We start from the raw sequence: 26,107 nt of genomic DNA on the forward strand, positions 1-26,107 counted from the left end.
GTTAGGTGTACTGCCACTGCTGCTTTTAGTGCTGGGTGTATGCGGGGCGTTTTTGCTCGGTACTCAATCGTTACGCGAAACTCCCCCGGGTTTCTGGGGGCTAGCCTTGGGGACTCCGTTCTTGGGCTGGTGCCTGCTTAGCTTCGGGCGTGTTTTGTTGTATTTCGGTCAACAACAGGTGGCTGACGGCTGGGATAAAGCACGTGAAGAGGATTTGGTTCACAAAATCCGACGAGGTCGGCGCGTCCAACAGGTGTTGGGTGTCAGCCTGCACACGGCGCTACGCGAACCGGAAACTTCCTCAGCAACACAACTGACTGCGTTGCTGAGCGGAGCCGAAGTGCTTGAGGCTCAACCGTGCAGGCCGGACCAAGCTGTTTCGCGTCACAGTCGTCTTACTAGCGCTGCACATGAAAACCCTGAGCAAGTGTTGGGACGAGCATTTGGGCAGCTACTTGCCGATCTGCTGCCAGTCCTAAGGCGGGCGTCCGCTGATACACAACTGGCAGTGCTTCTGGAGGTCGATAGCGCTTTGCCGAAAAGCGTGTGGCAGGACCTATGGCGACAAGCGTGGAGCGAATCCGGCATCCGTCAGCCCACTGTCCCTGTCGAAGGCAGTGGGCTGGCCGTACTGGACCAATGGCTCGATCAGCGAATTGGCGACAAGGCGTCTTTGTTGGTGGTGGCTTTGCAGTTTGCACCGCAGCAGGCAGAAGGAACGGCTGAAGCGGCGGTCGGGCTGCTTTTTGGCAACCGCCTGACGCAAACCGTCTTGCCCCCAATCGCCTACCTGCATCGTCCGGAGCAGGAGCGCGAGCCGAACACCGACGCGTTGCTTTACGCCGCGCGTCAGGCATTGGAATGGGCGCCTCTCGATGCGCAATCGATCCAGCAAGCCTGGCGAGTCGGAGTTGATGTGCAGAGGAATGAGGCGCTGAGCAACGTCTTGGCGGCCGTGCCGCTCCCTGCGAAGAACAATCAAGGGTTTTACAACCTGGATACCTCGCTGGGGAACCCGGGCAAAGCGTCACCGTGGCTGGCGATTGCCGCCGCAACGCAGACCATTCAAGGCGGCGCCGGGCCGCAATTCATTTTCAGCGGGAGCAACTGCGTTGATGCAGGGCTCTGGAGCACGGTCTTGACGCCTGTGCCATCACTTTCGAAATAGGAACTTCGAATGCAGACTCGACGTGTTGTGTGGCTGGGAGTTTTGGTCGTCGTACTGCTGTTGATTGGTACGGTGCAGGGTGTATTGGTCTGGCAGTATCCCGAGCTGGTTGGGCTTCGCTCTGGTGGTTATCGCAAAATCGCAGGACTGTGGGTGATAGCCGTTACGACCTTGGTCCTGGTGATGTGCGTTGTGGGCTACCATTTTTTGGGGCACCAGTTGGGGCATTCGGCTTACCGGCAAGTGCAGGCGGATGATGTGCCCCGGCCTATGCAGGCTGACCACTCCAAGTCCCTTGATGCAGACGTCGCGCAACGCGTTAGCTCGATTAGAAAGCTACTGCGTGCTCGTTACGGCCTTTTCTGGCGCCACAAAACCCGCCTGCTGCTCATCATCGGCGAACCCACCGAAATCGAAGCCATCGCCCCCACCCTGGCCGCTCACCAATGGCTCGAAGGCCAAGGCACCGTCCTGCTGTGGGGCGGCAGTGCGCAGGCCGCGCTGGATCAATCATTCCCTGAGCGCTGGAGCGGCCTCAGCCGCTGGCGTGCGCTGGACGGAGTCGTCTGGGCGCTGAACGAAACCCAGGCCGCCGACGATGTCGCGATGGGCAAAGGTGTACGCCAGGTGCAGCGCCTTGCCCGTGACTTGCGCTGGCAGTTGCCGTTATCCCTCTGGCAGGTCTGCGGCAGTGCGTGGGCGCAGGACACGCGCAAAGCGCAGCCGGTGGGCTGTCAGTTGCCCGAGCGCTTTTCGGCGGCGGTATTGGACGCCGCGTTGAATCGTTTGCTGGAGCCTTTGCGTCGCGCGGGTTTGGCGCAGATGAACGCGGTGATGAAGGATGATTTTCTGCTGCGTCTGTCGCGGGATTTAAAGGGCGAGGGCATTGATCGTTGGTTTCACACCTTGGCGCACCTGGCCGGCGAATTTGCCCGTGGCGTGCCGTTGCGGGGGGTGTGGTTCAGCCTGCCGGTACAGCGCTCGCCGCATGATCAACAACAGGCGTGGTCGGTCGCCCCGGTGTGGCACGGTGTACTCGGCGATAACGCCCGTGGCCGCCGGCTGGGCTGGAGCGTGCCGCGAGTTGGCTACGCGCTGGTGCTGGGTTTGGCGACGTTATGGGGAGCAGGACTGCTGCTGTCATTCATCAGCAACCGCACGCAGATCGCCCAGGTACACAGCTCGTTGTCGACCTTGCAACGCGCATCACAAGGCGACGAACAGCTCCGGGCCCTTCATGAACTGGTCCGCGAATTGGCGCGCCTGGATGATCGCGTTCAAGGCGGCGCTCCGTGGTATCAGCGTTTCGGCCTGAATCAAAACCCAGTGCTGCTTGAAACCGTGTGGCCGCGCTACGTCGAAGCCAATAACCGCCTGATCCGCGACCCGGCCGTCGCCGCTTTACGCCAACAGCTCACGGCCCTGGTCAAGCTGGCCCCGGACAATCCCGAGCGCGCCGAACGCGCCCGTGCTGCCTACGACCAGCTCAAGGCCTACCTGATGATGGCGCGTCCGGCAAAAGCCGACGCCAGTCTGCTGGTGAAAACCCTCGGCGAAGTCGAGCCTTCCCGCGCGGGCCTCTGGCAAGCCCTGGGCCCCACTCTGTGGCAGTTTTACGCTGAACACCTGGCGGAAAACCCGGCTTGGCGCATCGACACCGACGCGCGGCTGGTCGCGCAAGTCCGGCAGGTCCTGCTCGGCCAACTGGGCCAACGCAATGCCGAAGCCAATCTGTACCAACAACTGCTCGATGACGCCGCCCATCACTACCCGGCCCTGGGCCTGCAGCAACTGGTCGGCGACACCGACGCCCAGGCCCTGTTCACCACCGAGGCCAGCGTGCCCGGCGTGTTCACCCGCCAGGCCTGGGAAGGCTCGGTGCGCCACGCCATCGATGCGATCGCCGAGGCGCGCCGCGAGGAAATCGATTGGGTGCTCAGCGACCAACCTGCCGATGTCGACACCCGCCTGAGCCCTGACCAACTGCGCGCCCGCCTCACCGAACGCTACTTCCAGGACTACGCCAGCGCCTGGCAGGATCTGCTCAACAGCCTGCGCTGGCAGCAGGCCGCGAGTCTCGATGAGTCAATCGACCAATTGACGCTGATGAGCGACGTGCGCCAATCGCCCTTGATCGCGCTGCTGAACAGCGTGGCCTACCAGGCGCAGGCGGGCAGCCGACCCCAGGCCCTGGCCGACTCGCTGGTGCAGTCCGCGCAAAAGCTGATCGGGCCGGACAAGGCTCCAGCGATCGAACCGTTGGCCCAGGCCGCCACGGGGCCGCTGGCGGCGACCTTCGGCCCGTTATTGGCGTTGCTGGACAAGTCCAACACGGACGGCCTCAGTCTCCCGGCCTTCCTCACCCGCGTGACACGGGTGCGTTTGAAACTGCAGCAGATCAGCACCGCGCCCGACCCGCTGGAAATGACCCAGGCCCTGGCACAAAGCGTGTTTCAAGGCCGCAGCATCGACCTCACCGACACCCAATCCTATGGCGCCCTGCTGGCCGCCAGCCTGGGCGCGGAGTGGGGCGGGGCGGCGCAGACGCTGTTCGTGCAGCCGCTGGAACAGGCCTGGCAACGCGTGTTGCAACCCTCCGCCGCCGGCCTCAACAGCCACTGGCAGCGCTCGATCGTCAGCCATTGGAACGCCGCCTTCGCCAGCCGCTACCCGTTTGCCGCCACCACCAGCGACGCCTCGTTGCCGATGTTGGGGCAGATGATCCGCGCGGACTCCGGGCGCATCGCACAGTTTTTACAGCAGCAATTGAGCGGCGTGCTGCGCAAGGAAGGTAGCCGTTGGGTAGCCGATCCGCGCCACAGCCAAGGCCTGCGCTTCAACCCGCAGTTTCTGGGCGCGATCAATCAACTGAGCGAACTGGCCGATGTGCTCTACACCGACGGCGGCATGGGGCTGAGCTTTGAACTGCAAGGCAAACCCGTGCGCGACGTGGTGCAAACCACCTTCATCCTCAACGGCGACCGGCACCAGTACTTCAACCAGAAAGAAAACTGGCAGCGTTTCAACTGGCCGGGGCGCAGCGACTATCCCGGCGTGAGCCTCAGCTGGACCAGCGTACATGCCGGCGAGCGGCTGTTTGGCGACTACCCCGGCACCTGGGGCCTGATCCGCCTGCTGGAAAACGCCCAGGTCACGCCATTGGACGACGGCAACAGCCGCTACCGCCTGGCCCTCAAGGCGCCCGACGGCCTGAGCCTGACGTGGCACCTGCGCACTGAATTGGATGCGGGGCCGCTGGCGTTGCTCAAGCTGCGCGATTTCAGGTTGCCGCAACAGATATTTCTCAATGAGGGCGCCGCAGAAGAACCCTATGCGCAGAACGGGAGTTTCGAACTCCGGTGAATCACTGTTCCATCGGCGCGCTGACGTAACCAAGGAACACCCTTAACAGGTATTGGATACAAAGGATGTGTAATGCAAAAAATTAAAACTTATCTTCGGGACCATGGCCACGCTCCATTCAAATTCGGCGAGGGGCGTATCAGCGGTTATATCTGCGCTGCACTCGGGCTGTTGAGTCTGCTGGCCGTGTTGTGTTTCTTGCTTCCCGAGTGGCTGACCACGACCGAACTGCGCAAGGTTTACAACGAACAATTGGCGCGTAGCCTGCTACTGCTCGGATTGGCGCTCCTCATCTCCGCGGCGGTCTTTATTCCGCTGGAAAAGCTGTATGCCAAGAATGCGGTGCCGTGGTTATGGCGCTTCCGTGCAGTACACCATTCGAGTACGGCGATGGATTGGCTGGCCGGTTCGCGTGTCCACTTTGTCGAAGTGCTATTGACGCGCACCGCCGTACTGATGCCGCTGATGTTGCTGGGTTTTTCTGCGCAGGCATTGAATGCCTATGTGGTGCTGGTCGGCGTCCAGGCGATGCTGGCTCATGCCAATGTGTGCATCAAAGGTGGTTGGCTGGAATACGTATTGGTACTTCCACGCTACCACCATTGGCACCATGCCCGTCATCCAGACTACCGCTACAAAAACCATGCGATTCACCTGCCGCTGATCGATAGGGTGTTTGGAACATTCAAATTGCCCGCAAAGGACTGGCCAACGCGCTACGGAGTGTTTGGCGAACCGTTGCCGGACGGCATTCTGCGTCAGCATCTATATCCATTCCAGAAGCGTGTGCAGAAGTGCGGCAAGCATGAGGGTGTAACACAGCCCGCTGGCGTGAGTGAGGGGGCCGAATGAGCCTGCGCACCTTGATCGCCCGCTGCCTTGGGGAGCGTGACGCACTGTCTGTCGCACACGAACACGCCGCCCACTGGCAACCCTGGCTACACCCCATCAGCACCGAATCCCCTGTCGGCGACGACCCCGGCTACGACGATGACTTCCAACGCATGCGCGAAGAAGTCAACAAACTGTCGGGTGCCGATGCCGAGCAGGTTGCCCAACTGGCGCAGAAGCTGCTGACCCAGCGCTGCAAGGACCTGCGCGTCGCCACGTACTACCTGTGGGCGCGCTTGCACAAAGACGGCGAACTCGGTTTGGCGGATGGCTTGAGCCTGTTGGCCGCGCTGGTGGAGCGCTTTGCCGACGCGGTGCTGCCCAGCCGTCCGAACAGCCGCAAGATGGCCCTGGAATGGTTGGCCAGTGGCAAGGTGTTGGACACGCTGTCGCTGTACCCGGAAGTGGTCAAGGCCGAAGCCGAGCGCACCGCCGCCGCGCTCGCCTGGCTGGAGCGCGGCTTGAGTGGGTGGGCGCAGGAGCAGCGTCCGGATCTGCAGCCGCTGTACGCGGCATTGTCGGCGCGACTGGCGCAGTCCGGCGGGATGGACGCATTGGTCCCGCAACACACCGCCAGCCTTGAGTCGACTGTGCATGCCAATGCGTCGCCGCCGACGATGATCAAATCCGGGCGGGACCTGTTGGACAGCGGCCGGGCCCTGACGAGCTACCTGCGCGAGCAACCCTTGGGCTGGCTGGCCGCTCACCGACTGATGAAGAGCTTGCGCTGGGACACCGTGCATCAGACGCCGCCTCAGGAGGCCAACGGCAACACGCGCCTGGCGCCGCCGCGTGCAGACTATCGGGCACAGCTCAAGCGTTTGTACCTGCAACAGAACTGGGCGGAGTTGATCGAACAGGTCGAGCGGATGTATGCCGAAGGCGTGAACCATTTCTGGCTCGACCTGCAGTGGTACCTGTATCAGGCCTTGAGCAAACAACCCGCACCGCAGGACCGCTGGGCCGCTATCACCAAACGTGACCTGGGCATGTTCCTCGAGCGCCTGCCGGGTCTGGAGGTGCTGTGCTGGAGTGACGGCACCCCGTTCGCCGACGAAACCACCCGCGAGTGGATTGCCCAGCACGTCAGCGGCAACCAACCCCAGCAATGGCTGCCCGTGCCCTCGGCGGTCGTGGCCAGCAGCGATGCGGACATCTTGTCCCTGGAAGGTGAGGCCGTGGCCCAGGCCGACAGCGACGGCGTGGATCACGCGCTGGCGTGGCTGGCTGCGCGGCCCGGTATCGACAGCGGGCGCCAGCGCTGGCTGCTGCGCCTGCTGATGGCGCGGGTGGCCGAACAGCATGGCAAGAGCGACCTGGCCATTCACCTGCTGGGGGAACTGGACACCACCGCGCAACGCCAGGCCCTGGCCGACTGGGAGCCGGCGCTGCATTTCGAGGTCAAGGCGCGCCTGCTCAAGCTGCTGCGCGTGAAAGCCCAACGCAACGACGCCGACAAACCCAGCCTGGCGCGGCGCATGGAAACCCTGCTGGCGGCGCTGGTCGCCATCGACCCGGTACGCGCCGCCGTGCTGTGCGGCTAACCCTTATCTATCAGGAGTCGTTCTGTGAACATGGACAATCTCACACTGCGCTATTTCGATGCCGAAATGCGCTACCTGCGCGAGGCGGGCAAGGAATTCGCGGAGGCCTTCCCGGATCGGGCGGCACAGCTCAACCTGGACAAACCGGGGGCGCAAGACCCCTATGTGGAGCGCCTGTTCGAGGGCTTCGCGTTCCTGATGGGCCGCCTGCGGGAAAAACTCGACGATGACCTGCCGGAATTGACCGAAGGCCTGGTCAGCCTGCTCTGGCCACACTACCTGCGCACCATCCCGTCGCTGTCGATCGTCGAACTGGTGCCGGAACTGGCGCAGATGAAGCACAGCGAGTTGATCGCGCAGGGCTTTGAAGTGCTGTCGCAACCCATCGGGCCCCAAAGTACCCGTTGCCGCTACACCACCACCCAGGACCTGGCCCTGCGCCCGCTGGCCCTGGCCTCGGTCGGGCGCAGCTTCGCCCCGGATGGTCGCTCCGTGTTGCGCCTGCGTTTTGCCTGCGGCGCGTTGACCGACTGGAGCCAGATCGACCTGAGTCGCGTGCCGCTGTACCTGAATGCCGAAGCCCCTTTGGCCAGTGCTTTGCATCAGGCGCTGACCCTGAATGTGCAAGCGATGTTCGTGCATTGGCCCGGCCAGACCGAACGCCAGCCGGTGGCCGGGCATTTTGCGCCCAAGGGGTTTGCCGATGAAGACCGGCTGTGGCCCAAGGGCGACAGTGCGTTCAGCGGTTATCAGTTATTGCTGGAGTATTTCAGTTTCCGCGAAAAATTCATGTTCGTGACCCTGTGTGGCCTGGAGCACCTGCAGATTGCTCCCGACGCCGCCTGGTTCGAGCTTGAAGTGGTGTTGCGCGAACCCTGGCCGGCCGATTTCGACCTGAGCCGCGAGCATATCCGCCTGCATGCGGTGCCGGTGATCAACCTGTTCGCGCTGGAGGCCGACCCGCTGACCCTGGCACCGTTGCAAAGCGACTACCTGCTGCGCCCCATGCGTTTGCAGGACGGCCATATCGAGATCTATTCGGTGGACCGCGTGACCGCCTCGCGAAACGCCGAGCGCCAGGACTATGTGCCGTTCAGCAGCTTTCGCCACAAGGGTGGCATGCTGCGTGACGAGGCTCCCGAACGCTACTTCCATACGCGCCTCAAGCGCGCCGCCAATGGCTTGCATGACACCTGGCTGATCCTCGGCGGCGAGGGCTTCGACAGCGACCGCCTGCGCACGCGTGAAAGCCTGTCGTTGCGACTGACCGGCACCCACGGCCAATTGCCGCGCAAGGCGCTGCAAAGCACCGTGCTCGACACGCTGGTGCAAAGCCCCCAGGCCGGTTTGCGGGTGCGCAACCTGTGTGCGCCGAGCTTGCCGTGCTACCCGCCGAACCGCGACCGCTTTCACTGGCGGGTGCTGAGCCACCTGGGCTCGAACTTCCTGCCGATGCTCGACAACGCCGAGGTGTTGCGCGGCACATTGGCCTTGTACGACTGGACGGGCAGCGAACTCAACCGTCGTCGTCTGGCGGCGATCGTCGAGGTCCGTCATCACTTGGTCCAACGTTTCGAGAAAGGCTTTTTGCTACGCGGCGTGGATATCGAGATCACCCTCGATGCCAATGGCTTTTCAGGGGAGGGCGACATCAGCCTGTTCGGCGAGATGCTCAATCGCTTCTTCGCCTTGTATGCCGACATTCATGTGTACACCCAGCTCACGCTGATCCTGCAACCTACTGGAAAGTGCCTGCGATGGAACGAGAATCACAGTCAGCGTATTCCCGGCTGAAAGCCAGCGGTTTGCTGGATGCCTTACAGGGCCAGGTGGCCGAGGCCAATCTGCAGCGTTTTTGCCAGTTGCTGGAACAGGCCTTGCCCGACCATCCGCCGCTGGGCAGCACCGCGCACCCGGCGGATGACGCCGTGCGCTTTCGGCCCGATCCGGGCATGGGCTTTCCGGCCGGCGAGTTGAAGTCGATTGAAATCGATGAAGCGCACCCGGAGCGAGCGGCGACGGTACGCACGCGCTTGCTTGGGTTGTACGGGGTCGATTCGCCGATGCCGACCGTGTACCTGGATGACATCGCGCAGCGTCGGGAGGGGCATGAAGCGCTGGAAGCCTTCCTGGATATGTTCAATCACCGGATCTTCACCCAGTTCTACCGGATCTGGCGCAAGTACTCCTACCCGGCGACGTTCGAAGCGGGCGGCACCGATGCCACCTCGCAATGCCTGCTGGGCCTGATCGGCCTGGGCATTCCCGGCACCGCGCAACAGGTCGCCACGCCGGTCTCGCGCTTTCTGGCCTTGCTCAGCGTGATGCGCCTGCCCACGCGGAATGCGCAAGGCATCGTCGCACTGGTCAAATTGCTCGCCCCCGACACCCAGGTGCAGGTGACTCCGCATTGGCCGCAGAACATTACGTTGGCGGTGCCGGCCAGCCTCTCCCGGCAACGTCCGGTGAGCCTGGCCCAGGGCACGCCGCTGGGGCGTATCGGCCGCGACGCCAACAGCCAGTTCGGTCTGACGCTCTATACCGAGCACGCGCAGGAAGCCCGTGGCTGGCTCCCCGACGGCCAGCTACACCGCGACCTGCGGGTGCTGTTGCGCGTTTACCTGGGGTGGCGTTGCACGGCGAAGCTGCGCTTGTCGCTGCCGTTGCACAGCCTGCCTGCGCCGGTGTTGGGGCTGGCCACCCTCCGGCTCGGCATGACCGGTGTGCTGGGCTTGGGAGGCAGCGCTTGGCGCACGACGGAACGCGAGACCCTCACGATCAACCTGGGGCGCTACCAAGGCCTTTCGATTAACCCGCGCAACAGGGAGACACAGCATGTCGCGTACCGTTTTTAATCTTGTGCTGCTGGCGGCTTTCACGCTACCGCTCGGCGGTTGTGGGTTGGCCCAGACCGTGGCGGATGGCACGGCATCCACCGCCAAGGCGATCTTCTACAAGCAGGTCAACACCCTGCATCTGGATTTCAGCGCGCGCACGGCGCTGAACACCGATGCCACGGACATGCGTGCGTTGTCGGTGCCGACCCTGGTGCGGGTTTACCAATTGCGCGACAGCAAGGCGGTGGAGCTGGCGACCTACGAAGGCCTGCTGGGCGATGACGAGCGCTTGCTCGCGCGTGCGTTACTGGACAAACACTCGGTGGTGGTAAAGCCCGAAGAAGGCGCTCAGCTGAACGTGCCGATGGACAAGGACGCGCAGTTTGTCACGTTGGTGGCGTTGTTTCGCGACCCCGATACCCGGCAGAACAGCTGGCGCCTGACATTGACGCGTGACGACCTCGACCCGGATCGCGCACGGGTGATCGAACTGGGCGATAACCGCTTGATCCTGCGCCCATTGACGAAGGATTGAGCCATGACCGAGTACACCCCTTCGCTCTACGAACGCCTGTTGCAGAATTTCGCCGGTGAACTGGACCTGCAGCGGGTCTGCGAGGCGGACCAGCACACCCTCTCGGTGCTGGACAACCTGCAGCGCATCCTCAACAGCCGAGCGGGCGCGCTCAGCCATCTGCCGGATTACGGGCTGCCGGACATGGGCCTGATCCTGCAAGGGTTACCCGCCACGGCCCAAGGCCTGATCGGCGTCATGACCGACACGTTGCTCAAGTACGAGCCACGTCTGGCGGCGATCACCATCGAGCTGCTGCCCCAGGTGCTGCCGGGGCATCTGGAGTACGCCCTGGACATGCAATTGAAGGATGGGCAGCACGTGACCTTCGGCACCCGCCTGACCCCCGAAGGCCGGGTGCTGGTGCGTCACTTGAAGCGACAGCATTACCTGTCGAAGCCTTGAACCGATAACGCAAGGGAAACCCGATGACGGCGTTGTTTGAGATGCGTATTCAAGTCGGCGGTGATCCGCGCGGCTTCAGTGAGTTCATCGCTTTGCGCGAGGAATTGGCCAAGCTCAGCCATCCCGCCTGCCCGGATGTGGACTGGGCCAAGGTCGAGCAAGGCTGCCTTGCGCTGTTCCAGCAAAACGGCGCGGAGTTGCACAGCGCGTGCTTTTACACCTTGGCTCGCGGCCAGCGTCATGGGGTCGAGGGCATCACCCAAGGTGTGGCGTTGATCGAGGCGCTGGGCGGTGAGTGGGTGCGCCTGTGGCCGCCGATGGCGTCGGCGCGCGTGGACTTGCTGGGATGGTTGTTCGAGCAACTGCAACTGGTGCTGCGCAGCCGGGCGATGACCGCCCACGGCGTGCCCGCGCTGGTTCAATTGGACCTTGAGTTGGCCCGTTTGCAGGTGCGTTTGCGGGCTCATCTAGACCACCCTCTACAACCGCTGCACGCCCTGCGCTATCAGGTCGGCGGCTTGATCCAGCGCCTGGAGCAAAGCCCCGCGCCGGACGGCACGATGCTCGCGCCGCTCAGGTTGCCGGCGCCGGCGCTGGTGAGCCCCGTGGTGATCCTGCCGCCACCCGCAGTGGTGGCGCGCCGGCCACGCATCGCGCTGTGGGGGCTGGTCGGGGCGCTGATCGTTGCCTTGCTCGCAGGGTTCGGTTGGCGCATGTGGTTGGCCGGTCCAGGCACTGAACCCCTTATGCCCGACTCCGTTCGACTGGACAGCCTGTCGCTGTTCGATGCCGGCAGTGCCACGCTCAAGCCAGGCTCGGCCAAGGTGCTGATCAATGCCCTGGTCGACATCAAAGCCCAACCCGGCTGGCTGATCGTGGTCGCCGGGCATACGGACGCGACCGGTTCCGTCGAACAGAACCTGGCGCTGTCCCATGCCCGCGCCTCTGCCGTGCGCGACTGGATGCAGCGCATGGGCGACATCGCCGACAGTTGCTTTGCCGTCCAGGGCTTCGCGGCCAGTCAGCCGATTGCCAGCAATGAAACCGACGTCGGGCGCGCCGCGAACCGTCGCGTGGATATTCACCTGGTGCCGCAGACAGGGGCCTGCGGCGAGGCCACGGTGGCCGTGGACTGAGCGCTATTTCATCGCATGCTCGACCACTTGTGTCGCACGCGGCGCAGCCCGCAGACACTTGGTCAAAGCCTGCTGCACATCCGCCAGCAGGTCGGCGATGTCCTCCAGCCCGACCGACAGACGCACCAACCCCTCGCTGATCCCGTGGGCTGCCCGCTCCTCTGGGGTGTAGGTGGAGTGGGTCATGCTCGCCGGGTGTTGGGCCAGGGACTCGGCATCGCCCAGGCTGACCGCGCGGCTGAACAGCTTGAGTGCGTTCATGAAGCGCCGGCCGGTCGCGATCCCGCCTTTGAGCTCGAAGGCAATCATCCCGCCGGACATCCGCATCTGCCGCGCCGCCAGTTCGTACTGGGGAAATGAGCGCAACCCCGGGTACGTCACGCGCTCGACGGCGGGGTGGGCCTGCAAGGCTTCGGCTACTGCCTGGGCGTTGCTGCAATGGCGGTCCATGCGCAGGGCCAGGGTCTTGAGGCCGCGCATCAGCAGCGATGCGTCCTGCGGGGACATGACCGCACCGGTCAGGTCTTTGAGCCCTTGCAGACGAATGCGCTGCGCCAGTGCGTGGTTGCTCACCGCAATGCCGGCAGTGATGTCGCCATGCCCGCTGAGGTACTTGGTGGCCGAATGCACGACCACATCGGCGCCCAACTCCAGGGGCCGTTGCAGGTACGGCGTGCAGTAAGTGTTATCGACCACCACGATGACGTTGGGCTGCTGGTGCGCCAGCGTGGCGACGGCGGCAATATCGACCAGTTGCAGGTTGGGGTTGGCCGGGGTTTCGCAGTAGATCATGCGTGTGGCCGGGGACAGCGCGGCGTGCAGCGCATCCAGGTCGGTGAGGTCGACATGGCGCACCTTGATGCCGAACTCCGCGATGCCATGGTGCAGCAGGGCGAAAGTGCAGCCGTAGAGTGTCTGGCTGACGATCACCTCATCGCCGGGGCGCAGCAGGGTCCAGAAGGTGGCGGCAATCGCACCCATACCGGAACTGAAGGCGACGGCGGCCTCGCCGTTTTCCAGGGTCGCCATGCGCGCTTCCAGCAGGGCCAGGGTCGGGTTGGAAATGCGCGTGTAGAAGTGCCCGCTTTCTTCACCGGCAAAACACGCGGCGCCGTATTCGGCGGTGGGGAAGGCGAACGTGGCGCTGAGATAGATCGGCGGTACGAGGGCGCCGTGGTGGTCCTTGGGGTCGTAACCGTGGTGGATGGCACGGGTGGAAAAGCCGAATGCATTGTGTTTATTGTTCATGTCGGACACTCCTTATTTCCTACAATGCTATGCTCATAACCACAGCTGAACTTTGCAATATTTGCTGACAAATCCCGCGCAATGGGATGAAACCTTCCTAAAAATAATGATTAGAGGCACGTTATGCCCCTCAGTCTGGATCGCACCGACAAGGCGCTTTTAAACGCACTGCAAGGCAACGCCCGCTTGACCGTGGCCGAGCTCGCCGAGCGCGTGTCCCTGACCACCTCCCCGTGTTGGCGGCGGGTCAGGAACCTGGAAGAGAGCGGGGTGATCAGCGGTTATCAGGCGATCCTGTCGCCCAAGGCGTTGGGCTATGGGGTGACGGCGTTTGTCAGCATCATGATGGAGAGCCATACCCAGGAAATTGCGCGGGCGTTCGAGCAGCGCTTGCTCGACATTCCGGAAATCGTCGCCTGCCATAACGTCTCGGGGCGCTATGACTTCCTGCTGGAAGTGGTGGCCAAGGACCTGGAGTCGTTTGGCGAATTCGCGCGGGAGGTGTTGCAGACATTGCCGTGCGTCAAAGAGATTTACTCGAGCTTTTCCTACAAATCGGTGCGGCCTTTGCGCGTGATTCCGTTGCCGCGCTGAGGGGCTGAGCCCGTGGGCACATTGGCTACCTGATCTTTGCCGGAATTGGCTATTTCTCCTGAGTGCTGCGCTGACTAATCTGGCCACCAATTTCCAGTGTTCAGGAGCTCTACCATGCAACCCCGTACCGATTTCTACACCGCTTCCCCAGACGCCATGAAAGCCATGCTCGCCCTGGAAACCGCAGTGGGCAAACTGTCCATCGAACTGCCCCTGCTGGAACTGGTGCGCCTGCGCGTGTCGCAGATCAATGGCTGCGCCTTCTGCCTCGACATGCACACCGCCGATGCGCGCAAGGGCGGTGAGACCGAACGCCGCCTGTACACCGTGTCGGCCTGGCGCGAAACGCCGTTCTTCACCCCGCGTGAACGCGCCGCCCTGGCCTGGGCCGAAAGCCTGACCCTGGTCAGCCAGACCCGCGCCGCAGACGAAGACTACAACGCACTCGCCGCCGAGTTCAGCCCCCAGGAACAGGTCGATCTGAGCGTCGCCATCGCCACCATCAACAGCTGGAACCGCCTGGCGGTGGGCTTTCGCAAGATGCCCAAGTAAGCCCGGGGCCGTGCGCGGTCAGAAGTTGACCGAGGCACTCAGGCGCGCTGTCAGCGGCGCGCCCTGGAACAGGTAGTCATCGCCCATGTACTCGCCCGCGTCGCGCCAGTAGCGTTTGTCGAACAGGTTGTCGACGCTCAGGCGAAACACCGTTTCATAGCCATCGACTTTGGTGGTGTAACGGCTGCCGACGTTGACCACCGCATAGTCCCCGACCTCGACGTTGCCGCTACGGTTAGCGTACTTTTTGGCGCTGTATTGCACGCCGCCCAGGACCGCCAGGCCGTTGACCCACGGCAGCGCGTAGTCGGCGTAGACACTGGCGCGCAGCTTGGGCACGTTGATCGCCTGGTGGCCTTCGTAGTCCGGCGTGCCGCTGCCGCTGACCCGCGCCCGAATCGCCGCGACGCTGGTGGCGATCTGCAGGCGGTCGGTGGCCCAACCATTCGCCGACAGTTCCAGCCCGGTGTTCTTCTGTTCGCCTTGTTGCACGTAGGTGAAACTCCCGGCGCCATCCGGCTTGGCGTACTGGTAGGCCTGGCGCGTCTGGAACACGGCCGCGGCGAAGCTGATGCGGCGCCAGTCGTATTTCACGCCGGCTTCGATTTGTCGCGACACGGTCGGGGCCAGGGTCTCGTCCGCGTTGTTCGCGAACCACGGCGCCGTGCCGCCCAGGGACAGGCCCTTGCTGTAGCTGGTGTACAGCGAGATGTTTTCAATCGGCTTATAGATCAGCGAGGCCTGGGGCAGGAACACGTATTGCTGAGTGTGGCGCGCCTGGTTGCCATTGCTGTCAAAGGCTTGTTCATCGAGGCGCACTTCGCGACCGCCGAGGAGGGTTTGCCACTGCTCGTTGAAGCGGATGCGGTCGGTGACGAACACGCCGTACTGGCGGCTGTCGAGGGTGCGATGGCTGTCGTTCAGCGGTACGTTGGTCGGCGCAAACGTCGGCGCGTCCTGATTGATATTGCCGCTGCCGATGTACTCGTTGACCGCCTTGCGCTTGTCGATCACCCGGCGAAACGCGCTGGTGCCGAAGGTCAATTCATGGCCCAGGCCGGCGGTGTCGAACAGCCCGGTCATGGCCGCCTGCACTTCATCGTCGCGGCGGGTGTCGTCGGGGCTGCGGTAGTCGTAGATGTCGTAGTCACCCTCGGGGCTGAACGTGTTGGTGTTGCACGTGTTCACGTAGAAACAGCCCCAGGCGAACGAACTGTAGTCATCGATCACCACCTTGCTGCGCGCCGCGCTGACACTGCCTTTCCACTGGTCGCTGAAGCGGTATTCGAACTTGCCGTTGAGGTTCAGCGAATCGATACCGACCTGCTTGGAACCGCTTTGATGGCCCAGCAGCTGTTTCGGCGATGCGTCGTGGGGCACTTCGCTGCCGCCCAGCAGTTGGTAGCCTGGCACCGAGCGCTGTTGTTTGTTCTGGTATTCGGCATCCAGTTGCAGCACCGCGTCGGGGCTGATGTTCCAGTCGAACGCCAGGGACAGGAAGTCGCGCTGGCCGTTGGCGTGTTCCACGTAGGAATTGAGGTCTTCATGGGCCACGTTGGCGCGCAGGCCGAACTGCCGCTCGCTGCCGAACCAGCCACCGACGTCGGTGGCGATATAGCCGCTGCCGCGGTCGTCGCTGGACACCGTCACCGAACGCACGTCTTGCGGGCGCTTGGTCACGTAGTTGATCACGCCGCTGGGCTCGGAGATCCCGCTTTGCAGGCCGGCCAGGCCCTTGAGTACTTCCACCTGCTGTTTGTTTTCCAGGGCGACGTTCTGCTCGCCGGTGATGGTGCGCCCGTTGATCTTGTAGCTGCTCGCCGCGTTCAGCGAGAAGCCGCGCACCACGAAGTTTTCGTAGTAGCCGATCGGCGCGTAGCTGTCGCCCACCGAGGCGTCGTTGCGCAGCACTTCGCTGAGCAGGCGGGCTTGCTGGTCCTTGATCAGGGCGGCGTTGATCACGCTGATCGAGGCGGGAGTGTCCAGCAGCGGCGCTTCATTGAAACCGCCGACCGAGGCGGTTTCACTGCGATAACCGGACTCATCCTGGCCCTGGACCTGTACCGCCGGCAGTTCAATTTCCGCAGCCAGGCTGCTGCCGATGCCACCGCTGAGCAGCAGGCCGAGGGCGAAACGTGACGTGACGACGGGGCGAAAACGCAGAACCATGGGGCAAGGCCTTAAAGCGCAGGACGGGGGGCGCATAAGCTAGGCATAAGTGCGTGCATTTACAAGGATTCGCGCATTGAGACATCCGGTCTCAGCGCGCACGCCGATTCATGTGCGCCTCGACAGCCCTGGCGTGCATCTGCGATAGACGAGGCTTCTCTCATCGTTGCAGGAGGTCGTTATGAGTACCGCTGGAAACCTCATCGCTGGAAAAGTTGCGCTGGTGACTGGCGCCGGGCAGGGTATCGGCCGCGCCATCGCCCTGCGCCTGGCACGGGACGGTGCCGATATCGCGCTGGTGGACATCAATGGCGCCAAGCTCGAAGCCGTGGCCGCTGAAATCGTCGCGGCAGGGCGCAAGGCCTCGGTGTTCATCGCCGACGTGTCCAAGCGCGAACAGGTGGTGGCCGCCGTCGAACACGCATACCAGACCCTCGGTGGTTTCGACATCATCGTCAACAACGCCGGGGTGGCGCAGATCGATTCACTGCTGGACGTCAGCCCCGAGCAGGTCGAGCGCACCCTGGGCATCAATGTGCAGGGTGTGTTGTGGGGCATCCAGGCCGCCGGCAAGAAGTTCAAGGCGCTCAAGCAGAAGGGCAAGATCATCAACGCCTGCTCGATCGCCGGGCATGAAGGTTTTGCCCTGCTGGGCGTGTACTCGGCGACCAAGTTCGCCGTGCGCGCCCTGACCCAGGCGGCGGCCAAGGAACTGGCCAGCGCCGGGATTACGGTCAATGCTTATTGCCCGGGCGTGGTCGGCACCGATATGTGGGTCGAGATCGACAAGCGCATGGCCGAGATTACCGGCGCCGAAGTCGGTGCGACCTATAAGAAGTATGTGGACGGGATTGCCCTGGGCCGTGCGGAAACGCCTGAGGATGTGGCCGGGCTGGTGTCTTACCTGGCGGGGCCGGATGCGGACTACATGACCGGCCAGTCGCCGTTGATCGATGGTGGGATTGTGTACCGATAGCCCTGAAAGCACGCGGTTCAAAGGTGGGAGTGGGCTTGCCCGCGAAGGCGGCGGTTCAGTCACGGCATCGGTGGCTGATACACCGCCATCGCGGGCAAGCCCGCTCCCATATGTTTGACCGTGCTGGGTCAGATATGTTTGCCCGGCATGTCGATGCCCAGTTGGTTGACCCGGCGATACAGGGTCGCCCGCGAAATCCCCAGCGCCTGGGCCGTCGGCGACGGCTTCCAGCGATGCCGGATCAGTGCATCCAGCACCACCTGGCGTTCCGGGCTGACACGTTGTTCCACGTCGGCCTCGAGCCGCTCGCCGCGCACCTCCACGGGCAGGTCAGCCAACTGGATGGTGCCGCCGTCGCACACCGCACAGGCATACGCCAGCACATGGCGCAGTTGTCGCACATTGCCCGGCCAGGCATAGCCGAGCAGTACCTCCAGCGCGGCGGGGCCGATGCCCACGGAGATTGCGCCGCTGTGCGCCTGCTGTTCCAGCAGCCGATTGATCAAGGCCAGCTTGTCGCTGCGCTCGCGCAAGGGCGGCAGGCAGAACCGTGCGCAGCCCAGGCGAAAGTACAGGTCTTCGCGAAAGCGCCCCTCGCTGACCAGCACCGCCAGGTCGCGGTGGCTGGCGCAGATCACCTGGATATCCACCGCACGGGTTTTTGCCGCACCCAGCGGCGCCACTTCACCTTCGGCCAATACCCGCAGCAAGCGCGTCTGCAGGGCCAGCGGCATATCGCCGATTTCATCGAGGAACAGCGTGCCGCCATCGGCCTGCAACAACAGCCCGGGCATGCCCTTGTTCGACGCGCCGGTAAAGGCCCCGGCGACATAGCCGAACAGCTCGCTTTCGATGAGGTTTTCCGGGATCGCCGCGCAGTTCACCGCCACGAAGGGCCCGTCGCGACGAGCGCTGCGCTCATGCAGTTGGCGCGCGAAGACTTCCTTGCCGGCGCCGGTTTCACCCTGCACCAGCACCGGCAGGTTGCGGTCCTTGACCCGCAAGGCCAGGCGCAGGTGTTCTTCCACCCGGGGGTCGACCTGATTGTTTACGGCCTTCGCTGGACGCGCCGGCTTACGCCGCGGCGCGCTGACCCGCACATGCAATGCGCCGGGCTCGCCCAGCCAGTGCAACTGTTGCGCCGATTGATCGGTGACCGCGCGCAACGCATCCAGATCGAAGACCTCGCCGATATGCGCCGGCACCTGGCCAAAGCGCCGACGCAGGGCCTGGCGCGCCTTGCTGTTCAACGCATGCAGGCGCCCATCCTGGTCCCAGGCCAGCAGCAGGTCGGGCTGGCTGTCGACATAGCCGGGCGTACTGTGGGCCTGGAGCACCCAGTGCTGACGGGCGCTGTGCATGAAGAAGGCATTTTCGATGGCTTGTGCGCTCTGTGCCACCATCTGCCGCACCAGATGCTGGCTGCGCCGGTCATCCGGGGATTTGAGCGCCGAGGCGTCCATCACCCCCAGCAGGTTGCCCTGGGGGTCGAAGATCGGCGCGGCGGAGCAGGTCAGCCCGATAAATGCCGCGCGAAAGTGATCGCGCTTATGCACCGTCACGGCAGCCTTGCTGGTCAGTACCGTGGCCACGCCGCAGGTGCCTTCTTCGGCTTCCGACCAGCAGGTGCCCAGGTATAGGCCGGCCTTGCGGCAATCGGTGCGAATCGCCGTGTCCACGCGGTGGTCGATGGTCTGGCCCTGGGCGTCGGTGAGCATCACGCAGTAGTCGGCATGGCGCACGCGGTGGTGGAGTTGGCCGACTTCTTCGCTGGCGATGTGCATGAACAGTTCGGCGCGCTCACGGCATTCCTTGAGCAGCGGTTCACTGAGAATGCGTGGCCCTTGCAGCGAGCCAGGGTCGAGGTGGTGTTGCTCCATGGAACGGCGCCATGAATCGAAAATCAGCGACGGCACCGGAGCCTGGGGCAGGCGATCGGCATTGCGGACCACGCGACTGACGCAGTCGACATGGTCTTTGGAGTTCGCGGCGAGCATAAGGCCTCCGGTTCTCGATCTTTTGTTGTTATGCCCGCCATTAAGCGCGCATGCGCGCAGGCGGACAAGGGCGGCCTGACCAACTGCCCGGTGTGAGACGCAGCGTCTCATCCGGCCACGCACGCCACGGGCAGGTTGCAATGGCGCGTCTCATTCTGTGGTTGGCGGTCGCCGCCGCACAACCGCGTGGCACTGCTCTAGATCAAGTCTATGCGAGGTTTATCGAGGCGTTGGCACAGGCTGTGCTGAAGGTCTTGCAACTGGCTGCAGCCAGCCTTTTGTGTGTCGAGACAACCTGGAGAACAACAAGATGTCCACTCACCTGTCCACTGATCAACTGCTCCATGCCTACACCGTGATGCGTACCATCCGCGATTTCGAGGAACGCCTGCACGTGGAATTCGCCACTGGCGAGATCCCAGGTTTCGTCCACCTGTATGCCGGCCAGGAAGCCAGCGCCGCCGGGGTCATGGCCCACCTCAACGATGAAGATTGCATCGCCTCCAACCACCGTGGCCACGGCCACTGCATCGCCAAGGGCGTGGACGTGTTCGGCATGATGGCCGAGATCTACGGCAAGAAAACCGGGGTGTGCGGCGGCAAGGGCGGTTCCATGCACATTGCCGACCAGGAGAAAGGCATGCTCGGCGCCAACGGCATCGTCGGTGCCGGCGCGCCCTTGGCGGCCGGAGCGGCGCTGGCGTCCAAGCTCAAGGGCAGCCAGGGCGTGGCCGTGGCGTTTTTCGGCGATGGCGGCTCCAACGAGGGTGCGGTGTTCGAGGCCATGAACCTGGCCGCAATTATGAAACTGCCGTGTCTGTTCGTGGCTGAAAACAACGGCTACGCCGAAGCCACCGGCTCGGGCTGGTCGGTAGCGTGCAAAGACATCGCCGAGCGCGCCGTGGGGTTCGGCATGCCGGGGGTGATCGTCGACGGCAATGATTTCTTCGCCGTCCACGCGGCTCTGGGGGTAGCCGTGGAACGTGCGCGCAGCGGCCAGGGGCCGACGCTGGTGGAGGTCAAGTTGAGCCGTTTCTACGGCCACTTCGAAGGCGACGCGCAAACCTATCGCGGCCCCGACGAAGTGAAGAACCTGCGCGAATCCCACGATTGCCTGGTGCTGTTTCGCCAACGCTGCAGCGCCGAAGGCTGGCTCGATGCGGCGCAGTTCGAGCGCATCGACGCGGAGGTCGCGCAACTGATCGAAGACGCCGTGCGCCTGGCCAAGTCCGATCCCAAGCCTCAGGCCGCAGACCTGCTCAGTGATGTCTACGTCGCTTACCGCTAATCGCCACCCACTACAAAAATAATCCGTGGAGAATTGATCATGGCTCGCAAAATCAGTTATCAGCAGGCAATCAACGAAGCCCTGGCCCAGGAAATGCGTCGCGACCAGAGTGTGTTCATCATCGGCCAGGACGTGTCCGGCGGCACCGGCTCCCCCGGCGAGCAGGATGCCTGGGGCGGCGTGCTCGGCGTGACCAAGGGCCTGTACCCGGAGTTTCCCGACCGCGTCTTGGATGCACCGTTGTCCGAAATCGGTTACGTCGGCATGGCGGTCGGCGCGGCCACCCGCGGCATGCGCCCGGTGTGCGAGTTGATGTTCGTCGACTTTCTCGGCTGCTGCCTCGACCAGTTGCTCAACCAGGCCGCCAAGTTCCGCTACATGTTCGGCGGCAAGACCGCCACGCCGCTGGTGGTGCGCGCCATGTACGGCGCCGGCCTGCGCGCCGCCGCGCAGCATTCGCAGATGCTCACCTCGATGTGGACGCACATCCCCGGCCTCAAAGTGGTGTGCCCGGCCACGCCCTATGACGCCAAGGGCATGCTGATCCAGGCGATCCGCGACAACGACCCGGTGATCTTCCTCGAACACAAAATGCTCTACAGCCTGCAGGGTGAAGTGCCGGAAGAGCTGTACACCGTGCCTTTCGGCGAAGCCAATTACGTGCGCGAAGGCAATGACGTGACCCTGGTCACCTACGGGCGCATGGTGCATATCGCCCTGGAAGCCGCTGCCAACCTGGCGCGCCAAGGCATCGACTGCGAAGTACTCGACCTGCGCACCACCAGCCCGCTGGACGAAGACAGCATCCTGGAAAGCGTGGAGAAGACCGGCCGCCTGGTGGTGATCGACGAGTCCAACCCGCGCTGCTCGATCGCCACCGATATCAGCGCGCTGGTCGCGCAGCGCGGGTTTTCGTTCTTGCGCGCACCGATCGAAATGGTCACCGCGCCGCACACGCCGGTGCCGTTCTCCGATGCGCTGGAGGATCTGTACATCCCCAACGCAGCGAAGATCGAAGCCGCGGTGTTGAAGATTGCCGATAAGAGGACTGCCGCATGATCCATATCTTGACCATGCCCAAGTGGGGCTTGTCGATGACCGAAGGCCGCGTGGATGTCTGGCTCAAACAGCCGGGCGACCGGGTGGAGAAGGGCGAGGAAGTGCTCGACGTGGAGACCGACAAGATCTCCAGCAGCGTCGAGGCGCCGTTCAGTGGCGTGCTGCGCCGCGTGCTGGCGCTGAGCGACGAGACCTTGCCGGTGGGCGGGCTGCTCGGGATCGTAGTGGAGGGCGAGGCCACGGAAGCCGAGATTGATGCGGTGATCGAGGGTTTCCAGGCCAGCTTCGTGTCGAGTGCGGCCGAGGCGCAAGCGTCCGGGCCCAGCGCGCAGAAAGTCGAGGTGGGCGGGCGACTGTTGCGTTATCTCGATCTCGGTGAGGGCGGCACGCCGTTGGTGCTGGTCCACGGGTTTGGCGGCGACTTGAACAACTGGCTGTTCAACCACCCGGGGTTGGCGGCGCAGCGCCGGGTGATCGCCCTGGACCTGCCGGGCCATGGCGAGTCGGGCAAGCAGCTGCGCAGCGGCGATGCCGACGAGTTGAGCCAGGCGCTGCTGGCGTTGCTCGATCATCTCGCGCTCGACCGCGTCCACCTGGCCGGCCACTCAATGGGTGGCCTGGTCAGCCTGACCGTGGCGCGCCAGGCCCCCGCGCGGGTCGCCTCGCTGACCCTGATCGCCAGCGCCGGGTTGGGCGAAGAGATCAACGCGGACTACTTGCACGGCTTCACCGACGCGACTAACCGCAACGCACTCAAGCCGCACTTGATTCAACTGTTCAGCGACCCGGCGCTGGTCACGCGGCAGATGCTGGAGGACATGCTCAAGTTCAAGCGCCTCGAAGGCGTGGATCAAGCGTTGCGCCAGCTCAATGCCCAGCTGTTCGAGGGCGGGCGGCAGCGCCTGGATTTGCGCAATATTGTCGGGCAGCAGCCAAGCCTGGTGATCTGGGGCAGCGACGACGCAATCATCCCGGCCAGACATGCCGAGGGGCTCGAGGCCCAGGTGGAAATCCTGCCGGGGCAGGGGCATATGGTGCAGTTGGAGGCGGCGGAGCGGGTCAACCAGTTGATGGCAACCTTCCTCAACTCCCAGCCTTGATGCAGTCCAATGTGGGAGGGGCGGTGCGACGATTCGACTTGCCCCCGATAGCGGTGTCTCAGTCAATATTCCTAGTGACTGACCCATTGTCATCGGGGGCAAGCCCCCTCCCACCATTTAGAGTGCATTTCAAAAGTTGGAGGCGGCGGAGCGGGTCAACCAGTTGATGGCAACCTTCCTCAACGCCCAGCCTTGATGCAGTCCAATGTGGGAGGGTAACGAGTAGTTTTCAATGCCACCAAACGCGAACGGATTGCGACCGCTTACCGCTGATCTCAGGCCGACGAATATCTCAATGTGGGAGGGGGCTTGCCCCCGATAGCGGTGTCTTAGTCAATATTCCTGGTGACTGACCCATTGCCATCGGGGGCAAGCCCGCTCCCACCATTTAGAGTGCATTTAAAAAGTTGGAGGCGGCGGAGCGGGTTAACCCGTTGATGGCAACCTTCCTCAACGCCCAGCCTTGATGCAATCCAATGTGGGAGGGGCGGTGCGACGATTCGACTTGCCCCCGATAGCGGTGTCTCAGTCAATATTCCTAGTGACTGACCCATTGCCATCGGGGGCAAGCCCCCTCCCACCATTTAGAGTGCATTTCAAAAGTTGGAGGCGGCGGAGCGGGTCAACCCGTTGATGGCAACCTTCCTCAACGCCCAGCCTTGATGCAATCCAATGTGGGAGGGGCGGTGCGACGATTCGACTTGCCCCCGATAGCGGTGTCTCAGTCAATATTCCTGGTGACTGACCCATTGCCATCGGCGGCAAGCTCCCTCCCACCATTTAGAGTGCATTTCAAACGGCGCGCTTGAGAGTTTCGCTCGGCAGCTCCTTGAACAACGCCCGGTAGCTATTGGAGAACCGCCCCAAATGCCAGAACGACCAGTTCATCGCCACTTGCGCCACTGTGGCCGCGGCTGAACTCAACAACTCCCGCCGCGCCCCGTTCAAGCGGCGCAAACGCAACCACTGCGCCGGGCTCATTCCGGTGTAGGTCTTGAAGCCTTGTTGCAACTGGCGCAACGGCACGCCGGCGATCTGCGCCAGTTCCAGCAGGTTGACGGTGTCATCCGGTGCATCGACCGCCCATTCGCCGATGCGCGTCATCAGCCGGCGCTCTTCGCTGCGGCGCTGCAATGACTGGCGGTCCAGGCATACGCAGGCGTTGTCGAGAATGAACAGGCAATCGTCGAGCAACTGCTGGGTGAGGGCATCGCGGCTGATCGGGTCGGTGGTGCCGGACAACCGTGTGAGCGTGCCACTGAGCCAGCGGCTGAATAACGCATTCTGCTGGCAGGTCAGCGGCGCCATGAACAACCCTTCGAGTTTCGCCACATCCAACCGATGGCGCTGCACGAACTGCGGCCCGAATACCACCGCCACTTCACGGTAGTTCTCCGGGGTGATCCAGGTGTTGCGGCTCTCGCCATTGAGCAGGTACAGCGTGTTGTCGCTGCCGTCGAAACAGAACGCCAGGGCCCCCGGCGGCGCGTTGAAATGCTGCTCCACCCGGGTGTTCATGCTCTCTTCGTAGACCTCCACGCCGTGCAGGTCGAGGTAGCGAATCTGCCCGGCAAAATGCCCGGGGGACATCTGCTGGTAGTGCTGCACCCAGCCGGGTGTTGCACGGCATTGAGCGGCCACATCACCGGTGGTGAAGGCCTGTACGCGCAAAGCGGTTGCCTGTGTCATGGGGGGAACCTGCTCGCACTCTATTGGTGCGTTGTGTTCGGAGCAAAGTGGATAGATGCCGTGGCGCGGCGAGCCCAAGATAGACCTCAATGCGCCAGGAGTACAAGCCGGTGCAGTCTCCCACCCATGACGAGGTCCTTATGAACGCCCCCTTCGATCAGCTGTCCGCCTGGCTGAAAGAACACAAGATTACCGAGGTCGAATGCGTGGTCAGTGATTTGACTGGCATCGCACGCGGCAAGATTGCGCCCACCAACAAGTTCCTGCATGAGCGAGGCATGCGCCTGCCGGAAAGTGTGTTGCTGCAAACGGTAACCGGGGACTTTGTCGACGACGATGTCTACTACGACCTGCTCGACCCGGCCGACATCGACATGGTCTGCCGCCCGGTGGCCCACGCCACCTACGTGGTGCCATGGGCGATTGAACCGACCGCCATCGTGATCCACGACACCTTCGACAAGCAGGGTAACCCCATCGAACTGTCGCCGCGCAACGTGCTGAAAAAGGTGCTGCAGCTCTACGCCGAGCAGGGCTGGCAGCCGATTGTCGCGCCGGAAATGGAGTTCTACCTGACCCAGCGCTGCGATGACCCGGACCTGCCGCTGAAAACCCCGGTCGGCCGCTCCGGGCGGGCCGAAACCGGTCGCCAGTCGTTCTCCATCGACGCCGCCAACGAGTTCGACCCGCTGTTCGAAGACGTCTACGACTGGTGCGAAGCCCAGGGCCTGGACCTCGACACACTGATCCACGAAGACGGCCCGGCGCAGATGGAAATCAACTTCCGCCACGGTGACGCCCTGGATCTTGCCGACCAGATCACCGTGTTCAAACGCACCCTGCGCGAAGCCGCGCTCAAGCACAACGTCGCCGCGACCTTCATGGCCAAGCCGGTGGCCGACGAGCCGGGCAGCGCCATGCACCTGCACCAGAGCGTGGTCGACATCGCCACGGGCAAGCCGGTGTTCGTCGACGCCGACGGCCAGATGAGCACGCTGTTCCTGCACCACATCGGCGGCCTGCAGAGGTACATCCCCAAGCTGCTGCCGATGTTTGCGCCCAACGTGAATTCGTTCCGCCGCTTCCTGCCGGACACCTCGGCGCCGGTCAACGTGGAATGGGGCGAAGAAAACCGCACTGTCGGCCTGCGCGTGCCGACATCGAACCCCGACGCCATGCGCGTGGAAAACCGCCTGCCCGGCGCGGATGCCAACCCGTACCTGGCGATCGCCGCTAGCCTGTTGTGTGGCTACCTGGGCATGATCGAAAAGATTGAGCCGAGCGCGCCGGTGGAAGGCCGCGCCTATGAACGGCGCAACCTGCGCCTGCCGATCACGCTCGAGGATGCGCTGGTGCGTATGGAGGAGTGTGCGACGGTCAAGCAATACCTGGGCGACAAGTTCGTGCGCGGCTACGTCGCGGTCAAACGCGCCGAGCATGAGAATTTCAAGCGTGTGATCAGTTCCTGGGAGCGTGAGTTCCTGCTGTTGAGCGTCTAAACAATCATAAAGGGGTGT

General features: G+C 63.4%; 20 protein-coding genes. 16 read left to right on the plus strand and 4 right to left on the minus strand.

Features of this window, described 5'->3' with window-relative positions:
• The first annotated feature begins 154 nt into the window (after positions 1-154).
• The 9 genes from RGV59_RS18640 to RGV59_RS18680 all read left to right on the plus strand — a co-directional run bounded on the left by RGV59_RS18640 (position 155) and on the right by RGV59_RS18680 (position 11,918).
• Complete coding sequence (locus RGV59_RS18640; RefSeq protein WP_256581857.1) at positions 155-1,168, plus strand: hypothetical protein; 1,014 nt, start codon at positions 155-157, stop codon at positions 1,166-1,168.
• A 270-nt stretch (positions 1,169-1,438) separates the two neighbouring features.
• The gene (locus tag RGV59_RS18645) at positions 1,439-4,531 is read left to right on the plus strand and encodes an ImcF-related family protein (protein ID WP_322247146.1); all 3,093 of its coding nucleotides are present in this window, start codon (positions 1,439-1,441) and stop codon (positions 4,529-4,531) included.
• Between the two features lie 72 nt (positions 4,532-4,603).
• Entirely contained in the window at positions 4,604-5,383 is a 780-nt protein-coding gene (locus RGV59_RS18650; RefSeq protein ID WP_126585532.1) for a sterol desaturase family protein, read from the plus strand.
• Positions 5,380-6,966: a type VI secretion system protein TssA gene (gene tssA / locus RGV59_RS18655; protein ID WP_126585533.1), complete on the plus strand. Its 1,587-nt coding sequence runs from the start codon at positions 5,380-5,382 to the stop codon at positions 6,964-6,966. Before RGV59_RS18650 ends, tssA begins: the two co-directional genes overlap by 4 nt.
• Positions 6,967-6,990: 24 nt before the next feature.
• Complete coding sequence (gene tssF, locus RGV59_RS18660) at positions 6,991-8,760, plus strand: type VI secretion system baseplate subunit TssF (RefSeq protein ID WP_126585534.1); 1,770 nt, start codon at positions 6,991-6,993, stop codon at positions 8,758-8,760.
• A complete protein-coding gene (gene tssG / locus RGV59_RS18665) occupies positions 8,724-9,821 on the plus strand; it encodes a type VI secretion system baseplate subunit TssG (protein WP_126585535.1) in 1,098 nt (365 codons plus the stop codon). The genes tssF and tssG overlap by 37 nt, the downstream gene beginning before the upstream one ends.
• Positions 9,802-10,338: a type VI secretion system lipoprotein TssJ gene (gene tssJ / locus RGV59_RS18670; protein ID WP_046383722.1), complete on the plus strand. Its 537-nt coding sequence runs from the start codon at positions 9,802-9,804 to the stop codon at positions 10,336-10,338. Before tssG ends, tssJ begins: the two co-directional genes overlap by 20 nt.
• Before the next feature lie 3 nt (positions 10,339-10,341).
• Positions 10,342-10,782 carry a type VI secretion system baseplate subunit TssE gene (gene tssE, locus RGV59_RS18675; RefSeq protein WP_102618894.1) on the plus strand — a complete coding sequence of 147 codons (441 nt, stop codon included), beginning with the start codon at positions 10,342-10,344 and terminating at the stop codon, positions 10,780-10,782.
• 23 nt (positions 10,783-10,805) lie between these two features.
• Positions 10,806-11,918 (plus strand): OmpA family protein, encoded by a 1,113-nt coding sequence (locus tag RGV59_RS18680; RefSeq protein ID WP_126585536.1) that lies wholly within the window; start codon positions 10,806-10,808, stop codon positions 11,916-11,918.
• Between the two features lie 3 nt (positions 11,919-11,921).
• On the opposite strand, the gene RGV59_RS18685 is transcribed toward RGV59_RS18680, so the two are convergent.
• Positions 11,922-13,166, minus strand: a complete 1,245-nt coding sequence (locus RGV59_RS18685; protein WP_057004699.1) for a methionine gamma-lyase — start codon at positions 13,164-13,166, stop codon at positions 11,922-11,924.
• Between the two features lie 123 nt (positions 13,167-13,289).
• Here RGV59_RS18685 and RGV59_RS18690 point away from each other — a divergent pair, with 123 nt between their 5' ends.
• Both RGV59_RS18690 and RGV59_RS18695 read left to right on the plus strand, forming a co-directional pair.
• On the plus strand, positions 13,290-13,760 hold the full coding sequence (locus RGV59_RS18690) for an Lrp/AsnC family transcriptional regulator (RefSeq protein ID WP_017846578.1): 471 nt from the start codon (positions 13,290-13,292) through the stop codon (positions 13,758-13,760).
• Positions 13,761-13,874: 114 nt separating this feature from the next.
• Positions 13,875-14,312, plus strand: coding sequence for a carboxymuconolactone decarboxylase family protein (locus RGV59_RS18695; RefSeq protein ID WP_017846577.1), 438 nt, complete (start codon positions 13,875-13,877; stop codon positions 14,310-14,312).
• Between the two features lie 18 nt (positions 14,313-14,330).
• Here the strand turns inward: RGV59_RS18695 and RGV59_RS18700 are convergent, their stop codons facing one another.
• Complete coding sequence (locus RGV59_RS18700; protein ID WP_126585537.1) at positions 14,331-16,481, minus strand: TonB-dependent siderophore receptor; 2,151 nt, start codon at positions 16,479-16,481, stop codon at positions 14,331-14,333.
• Positions 16,482-16,662: 181 nt separating this feature from the next.
• Here RGV59_RS18700 and RGV59_RS18705 point away from each other — a divergent pair, with 181 nt between their 5' ends.
• Positions 16,663-17,457 (plus strand): acetoin reductase, encoded by a 795-nt coding sequence (locus RGV59_RS18705; protein WP_017846575.1) that lies wholly within the window; start codon positions 16,663-16,665, stop codon positions 17,455-17,457.
• Between the two features lie 128 nt (positions 17,458-17,585).
• On the opposite strand, the gene RGV59_RS18710 is transcribed toward RGV59_RS18705, so the two are convergent.
• On the minus strand, positions 17,586-19,454 hold the full coding sequence (locus RGV59_RS18710; protein WP_126585538.1) for a sigma-54-dependent Fis family transcriptional regulator: 1,869 nt from the start codon (positions 19,452-19,454) through the stop codon (positions 17,586-17,588).
• 310 nt (positions 19,455-19,764) lie between these two features.
• On the opposite strand from RGV59_RS18710, the gene RGV59_RS18715 reads away from it, so the two are divergent.
• Genes RGV59_RS18715 through RGV59_RS18725 form a run of 3 tightly spaced genes read left to right on the plus strand, consistent with a single transcriptional unit; the run spans position 19,765 to position 22,901 of the window.
• On the plus strand, positions 19,765-20,742 hold the full coding sequence (locus RGV59_RS18715; RefSeq protein WP_046383715.1) for a thiamine pyrophosphate-dependent dehydrogenase E1 component subunit alpha: 978 nt from the start codon (positions 19,765-19,767) through the stop codon (positions 20,740-20,742).
• 39 nt (positions 20,743-20,781) lie between these two features.
• Positions 20,782-21,801, plus strand: a complete 1,020-nt coding sequence (locus RGV59_RS18720; RefSeq protein ID WP_017846572.1) for an alpha-ketoacid dehydrogenase subunit beta — start codon at positions 20,782-20,784, stop codon at positions 21,799-21,801.
• Positions 21,798-22,901 (plus strand): acetoin dehydrogenase dihydrolipoyllysine-residue acetyltransferase subunit, encoded by a 1,104-nt coding sequence (locus tag RGV59_RS18725; protein WP_017846571.1) that lies wholly within the window; start codon positions 21,798-21,800, stop codon positions 22,899-22,901. Before RGV59_RS18720 ends, RGV59_RS18725 begins: the two co-directional genes overlap by 4 nt.
• 792 nt (positions 22,902-23,693) lie before the next feature.
• Here the strand turns inward: RGV59_RS18725 and RGV59_RS18730 are convergent.
• Positions 23,694-24,590: a helix-turn-helix domain-containing protein gene (locus RGV59_RS18730; RefSeq protein ID WP_017846569.1), complete on the minus strand. Its 897-nt coding sequence runs from the start codon at positions 24,588-24,590 to the stop codon at positions 23,694-23,696.
• Between the two features lie 140 nt (positions 24,591-24,730).
• Between RGV59_RS18730 and RGV59_RS18735 the strand changes: the two genes are divergently transcribed.
• Positions 24,731-26,089 (plus strand): glutamine synthetase family protein, encoded by a 1,359-nt coding sequence (locus tag RGV59_RS18735; protein ID WP_126585539.1) that lies wholly within the window; start codon positions 24,731-24,733, stop codon positions 26,087-26,089.
• The last annotated feature ends 18 nt before the right edge of the window (positions 26,090-26,107 follow it).

The organism is Pseudomonas sp. FG1, assembly GCF_034313875.1.
Taxonomy (GTDB): domain Bacteria; phylum Pseudomonadota; class Gammaproteobacteria; order Pseudomonadales; family Pseudomonadaceae; genus Aquipseudomonas; species Aquipseudomonas veronii.